This window comes from Pedobacter petrophilus (assembly GCF_009674725.1).
GTDB lineage: Bacteria > Bacteroidota > Bacteroidia > Sphingobacteriales > Sphingobacteriaceae > Pedobacter > Pedobacter petrophilus.
The window spans coordinates 1-5,511 of sequence record NZ_WKKH01000091.1; the positions used below are offsets into that span (position 1 = coordinate 1).

Sequence of the window (5,511 nt, forward strand, 5' to 3'; positions counted from 1 at the left end):
CTCAATATCCAGAGCAGATATTTTATGCAAGGATTGATAATACAGAGATAAGTTCTTTGGAACAAAATCTTGACGAATTAACAAAGCAACTTGGGGGGCTTGATCTTCTAATTTTATGTTCCGGTATTGGAGATATTAATAATGAACTTGACTTTAAGATTGAGGAACGAACTATAGATGTAAATGTAACTGGTTTCACTAAAATTGCTGACTGGACAATTCTATATTTTCAAAAGCAGAAATATGGTCATTTTGCAGCAATAACCTCAATTGCAGGCATGACGGGTGATAATGAAGCGCCAGCTTATAGTGCCAGTAAAGCATATCAAATAAATTACCTTTCTGGGTTAAGGAAAAAAATGAAGAAACTACAGTTGCCAATACACATTACTGATATAAGGCCAGGATTTGTAGACACAGATATGGCAAAAGGAGATGGTCAGTTTTGGGTAGCGCCAGTCAACAAAGCAGCCTCACAGATTATAGCGGCTATTAGAAGTAAAAGAAAGCTAATTTACATCACTCGTCGCTGGCGCATAATTGGTTTTATTCTTCGACTATTTGGCTAACTAGCCTTAAATTACATCAAATAACCGGTCGTTTTTTGAAAGCTAATTATGGGTAAATCAAAGAAAGAGAGAAAAGTGCCATAACTTGAATTTCTATTTTTAGAATTAGGCAATAACCTTACCTTTGTTCGGAGAGCGTTAATTTGGGGGTAAGGTCGAAAGATTTTGCCCCCTCTTTTATTTAGCTTTTATATATTTTTGATATAGATCTTCACCTCCTTTTTCCTTTCTCATCCACTGAATAAAGGTCGATTGGTTGTTTAATATTTGCTCTGCTTTCTCTAATTTACTTTCCTTCTTAACCCCGTAAATCACCCCTGCTGCACCTATTAGCAGAAACACAAGGGAAGAAATAATAAAGGCAACGAAATACCTATCCTTTGCCCCAATGGTTAAATGCCTGGTCAATTTTATCTCTGCAGGAACATTTACTTTTGCAATCATTCCACCTAGTTTAACAATGTTCTCGTTAACTGCATGATGCAGGTTTTTGGCTTCTTTGGTCGAATTTTCCAGCCTTTGGATACTTGCACCCAATCCTTCAATGTTGATCGCCTTAAGCCGATTTATTTCGCTTAAAAGAGCCTCATTCAGTATCTCACTCATATATTTTTTCGTTTAAATATTTTATCATTCCTTCAATTTTGGTGGCATAGGCTAAAACTCCTTCTTTCCGGCAAAGCTGGGCGATCTGGTTAATGTTGTTGCCTACTCGGGAAATATCTCGTAACAAGGCAGCTTTTTCGGCTGTCATGGCTTCTTTTACGTCTTTTCCCTTAGCAAGCTCCCGCATGACCTCTGCAACGCTCTGCCTGCTTTTAAATGCTTTTTCCCTGAACTCATCGTATTCTTTCTCGGTTAGCATGATTTTCACCTGTTTAGTCCGCTTTTCTGTAGGGTCTAAAATCCTTCTCCCCGTCGTTTTTAGTTCTTTCCCCATTATCTGCCCATGCTTAAGCCTTTGCGTTGTGTTTGCTCCGGTGCTTTTATTTTCAATTCCAGCTCCTGTTTAAGTTCTTTTGATATCGCCCTGGTCAGGCCATGCTGCTTAGTAATATCAATACTTGCCCCTTTGGCCTTATAGCCGATATTATTGTCTTTTAACCGCTCCCCCTGGTTGTCTACCATATTGGCAAGCAAGTGGTAATGAATGTGCCCTTTTTCTGCATGCCTAATGGCTACAAATTGGGTTTGAGTAAGGTCTAAACCTGCATTTTTCCCCTTCCCTTTTGCAAGCCGTTGGATGTAATCCTGTAAAATTTCATCTTCCTTCTTTCCGGCCAGCTTGACCGTGTCTTCCGGAGAATGGGAAATGATGATCTGCATAATTTTATTTTTAAGTTCTGGCCGTTGATCGGCCTGCGCCTGAAACTGTTTGATCAGAAGCTCGCGATCCACTTGGCTTGTGGTACCATTGCAGGCAATCACTGTGGCATCTTTGTCGCTCCGGCAGCAGTAGCTGATCGTAGCGCTGATGCTGGAGTTCATTTTTACTTTTGCTATCATCTTTCTTCCTTCCTTTTTGCTTTCAGGCTTCGGTACAACCGTTGCCTGAAACAAGCGTTTTGAGAAAGGACGCAGTCCCTCAAAACACTGCTTGCCAAATAAAGCACCCAACCTTTGAAACGACAAGATAGGAGTTTTAAAGGATTTTTACATGAACCGGAAATTTTACGCTGGATGGAACAGCGTAAAAATCTCCGCTCTTTCTTATTTCCTTCCTTCCTTTTAGCCTTTTTATCAATGGAAAAAGAGCCGGCTAAAAGAAAAAATAGGGTGAATTGTAGTTCACTTTTGATTTTCCCAGGGCTTTTTTCCTAAACCGCAAATCTGCCGAAGGAGATAAGCCGTTATGTGTAGAGGGCAAATAAACGACCTGCCTAACATACAAAGCTTTTTTTCAGGTACTGAAACTTCGGGGTAAATTAAAATAAGCCTAAGAATTTCTTTCTTTTTGTTACTTCAATTTCAGGCTCTTGAATCTGGGGGGTGATCACTGGCCGAGCTTGATCTAATAAAAGCAAACTTCGTTCTAACACCTCAATACGTTTATCTTTTTCAGCAGATAAGTCTTCTTTATGCCTTAACTCCTGCTCTAATAGAGCAATTTTAAAATCCCGATCATCAGGCAATTGTGGATAGCCATCTTCAGTGACACTGTCAACCTCATGGATAGCCTTATTATTGTCATTAGGGACATGGACAAGTGGATAATTTTGTTGCAAAAAATCAATTTTTAAAAGTAACCGACCTTTTTCGTCTCGCTGTATATATTCTTTGTTTTTAGGCTCATTACAAAGCCTTCTTATTTGTCTTTCGCTTTTTCCAGTAGTTTCAGATGCTTGTTTAAGCGTTAGATAGTTATCCATTTTATTAAAGTTCATTTTGACACTTGTCATTGACATATTAAGTGACATGTCATAGTAATGCCGACTAGTAAATATACAAATTTTGACATGTCATACCTCATGTAATCCGCTTTAAATCCCTTTAGTAAGAATTACATAAAGGAAGACAGAAGCCGGATTATTTATCTCCATAATGGCCTTGTGCTGCTAATACCCACACGCTGATTTCCTGATCATTTACAGTATAGATAAGCCGGTGCTTTTGGCTTATCCGGCGAGACCACTCCCCTTTATTCTCATATTTCAATTGTTCAGGCTTTCCGGTTCCTGAATAGGGGTGAGCCTGTAGCTCCTCCAGGAGCTTTTCCAGTTTTTTAAATGAATTTTTGTCAGACTTCTTTAGTTTTTTGATATCCTCTAATGCCTGGGAGTGAAAATTTATTGTGTAAACCCTCATAAGGAATCTAAAACTGATTTTAGTTCTTCAGGCGTGCTGGCTGTTATAGGATTACTTTCGGCTGGCTTGCTAAGGCGGTTTTTAAGTTGCTTGATGTTCCTTTTATCCGCCCAGTACATATCACCGCTTGGACTGATATCAAAAGGGTTGCAACGATATTTTTCAGGAATGGCTAAAAATTCTTTTATCCAGTCTTCACTGAAGAATTGAGAATCTGGCTCATCCGTAACAACAAAATTGACAAATTTTTTCCCTCTTTTTACCGCTACCCGCTCTTTTTCCGCAAGTTCAAAATAGGTTTTGGTCTCATTTCTTAATTCCCTGGTTGATATTATTTTCATAACTACATAATTAATACACAAATGTGTACACAAATATAAATAATATCTTTCAAATCGACAACAAAGTCAGCTTCATAGGCATATTTCACTCGTCAGGCCAATAAATAAAGCCCGTATAATCAATTAAAAGACAGGCATTGACTTGTCTAGCATTTAAAATTAATAATGCCTTAAATCGCTTTAAAATGGCTCGTTACTTTAAACTAAAGTCTTAGTTGTCGCGCCCTGGCGACACTCTTTCTTTATTTTCGTTTTTCGTTTTTTTTCGCTGACCTGGAAAGTCCAAAAAACCTTGCTTTTTCCCCCTAAATACCCGGCATTTGAAGGGCAAACGTTTTTTTAATTATTTTAAATACTTTCCTATTTTACTCCCTTTTAATACTTTGAATATCAATCTTTTCCATAGTCGAAAACGAACCTTTTATAACATTAAACGAACCTTTTATAACATTAAACGAACCTTTTATAACATTAAACGAACCTTTTATAACATTTAAAGTTCTTTCTTATCGAACTATTCTTTTAATTAGTTTTTTATTATATCTTCGATTAAACTTTAAAATAATCATGAAGGACTTAGGGATTATCACAGAACAGGACGCAAATAAAGTTGGAGAAATCCTCTATAAACAACATAATGCGCTTACGTCTGGCCGTTATGACTTTACAGCTTGCCAGTTGGATATCATGTTTATGGTTCTGGCTTCCCTAAAAGAGAATGAAACCAGTTATAGAATCCATGTTACCGATATTGAATTGATTACTGGCCGCAAATGGAACATCTCGCAATTGACTGAAAGTACAGAGGCCTTACTTACACGGATGTTTGAAGTTGATGCGGAGGATGGATATACACAATTTGTCTTGTTTCAGTACTTTAAATATCTGAAAGGGACCAGGACTATTGAGGTCAAACTGTCTGAAATAGCCCTGCCGTACTTTTTCGACCTTAAAAACAACTTCACCCATTTTCAGCTTAAGTCCGTCCTTGATTGTTCATCCAGCTATGCAAAAAGACTTTACATGTTAGCATGTCAATGGCGCACCGTCGGTAGATTTCCTCGTCCCTTACCTATAATAGAATTAAAGAAAATGCTCGGCCTAGTTGATAAGAAAGGAAATGAGCAATATGGGGAGATAACAGGCTTTAAAACAAAAGTTTTGGATATTGCAAAAAAGCAGATTAACGAGCATACCGATATGAATTTTGATTATGAACTTTATAAAAAAGGTCGGTCTTTTGAATTCATCCAAATATTTGTAAATAATTCAAAAAACAAGCCTGAGCAATTAGAAATTGACTTTCAAAAAGATCTTAATTTTCAAAAAGAGGTTAGAAACATCATGTCTTACGGATTAAATGAGGAACAAGCTGCTGCTATTGCAAAAGATGGGTATAGCAAGTTCATAAAGTTTATTGATGAACTAAATGCAAAAATTAGACAAGGAAAAACATCGGTTGAAAAATCAACTGCCTATATCATTGGGGCTTACCAAAAGAAGAACGTTATCCCTAAAAAAGGCTAAGAGCGTCACAAAATGTAACTTCCTGCTTTGATTTGGGTCTATGGATCATGAGAGATCTTGGAACGATGCAAAAAGTAATTATCATGGGTGCTTCATCAGGCATCGGCAGAGAGCTTGCCTTGCAACTGGCTACGCAAAACTATCATATTGCGATTACCGGTAGAAGAACGCAACAGCTTGAAGAATTAAAGGCTCAATATCCAGAGCAGATATTTTATGCAAGGATTGATAATACAGAGATAAGTTCTTTGGAACAAAATCTTGACGAA

Annotated in this window: 9 protein-coding genes; 3 read left to right on the forward strand and 6 right to left on the reverse strand. The window is 37.5% G+C overall.

Going from position 1 to position 5,511, the window contains the following annotated elements:
* A partial coding sequence (locus tag GJU39_RS22860; protein ID WP_154283307.1) for an SDR family NAD(P)-dependent oxidoreductase occupies window positions 1-569 on the forward strand: 569 nt, incomplete at its 5' end.
* A 177-nt stretch (window positions 570-746) separates the two neighbouring features.
* On the opposite strand, the gene GJU39_RS22865 is transcribed toward GJU39_RS22860, so the two are convergent.
* From GJU39_RS22865 to GJU39_RS22890, 6 genes are all read right to left on the reverse strand, one after another.
* Entirely contained in the window at window positions 747-1,175 is a 429-nt protein-coding gene (locus tag GJU39_RS22865) for a hypothetical protein (RefSeq protein WP_154283308.1), read from the reverse strand.
* Window positions 1,168-1,509 carry a plasmid mobilization protein gene (locus tag GJU39_RS22870; RefSeq protein ID WP_154283309.1) on the reverse strand — a complete coding sequence of 114 codons (342 nt, stop codon included), beginning with the start codon at window positions 1,507-1,509 and terminating at the stop codon, window positions 1,168-1,170. Before GJU39_RS22870 ends, GJU39_RS22865 begins: the two co-directional genes overlap by 8 nt.
* Window positions 1,509-2,075 (reverse strand): relaxase/mobilization nuclease domain-containing protein, encoded by a 567-nt coding sequence (locus tag GJU39_RS22875; protein ID WP_154283310.1) that lies wholly within the window; start codon window positions 2,073-2,075, stop codon window positions 1,509-1,511. The genes GJU39_RS22870 and GJU39_RS22875 overlap by 1 nt, the downstream gene beginning before the upstream one ends.
* Before the next feature lie 419 nt (window positions 2,076-2,494).
* The gene (locus GJU39_RS22880) at window positions 2,495-2,938 is read right to left on the reverse strand and encodes a hypothetical protein (protein WP_154283311.1); all 444 of its coding nucleotides are present in this window, start codon (window positions 2,936-2,938) and stop codon (window positions 2,495-2,497) included.
* A 157-nt stretch (window positions 2,939-3,095) separates the two neighbouring features.
* Window positions 3,096-3,374: a Txe/YoeB family addiction module toxin gene (locus GJU39_RS22885; protein ID WP_154283312.1), complete on the reverse strand. Its 279-nt coding sequence runs from the start codon at window positions 3,372-3,374 to the stop codon at window positions 3,096-3,098.
* On the reverse strand, window positions 3,371-3,715 hold the full coding sequence (locus tag GJU39_RS22890; protein WP_154283313.1) for a hypothetical protein: 345 nt from the start codon (window positions 3,713-3,715) through the stop codon (window positions 3,371-3,373). The genes GJU39_RS22885 and GJU39_RS22890 overlap by 4 nt, the downstream gene beginning before the upstream one ends.
* A 567-nt stretch (window positions 3,716-4,282) precedes the next feature.
* Between GJU39_RS22890 and GJU39_RS22895 the strand changes: the two genes are divergently transcribed.
* Both GJU39_RS22895 and GJU39_RS22900 read left to right on the forward strand, forming a co-directional pair.
* Window positions 4,283-5,242: a replication initiation protein gene (locus tag GJU39_RS22895; protein WP_154283314.1), complete on the forward strand. Its 960-nt coding sequence runs from the start codon at window positions 4,283-4,285 to the stop codon at window positions 5,240-5,242.
* A 65-nt stretch (window positions 5,243-5,307) separates the two neighbouring features.
* Window positions 5,308-5,511, forward strand: a 204-nt coding sequence (locus tag GJU39_RS22900) for an SDR family NAD(P)-dependent oxidoreductase (RefSeq protein WP_154283315.1), incomplete at its 3' end; no start/stop codon positions are given.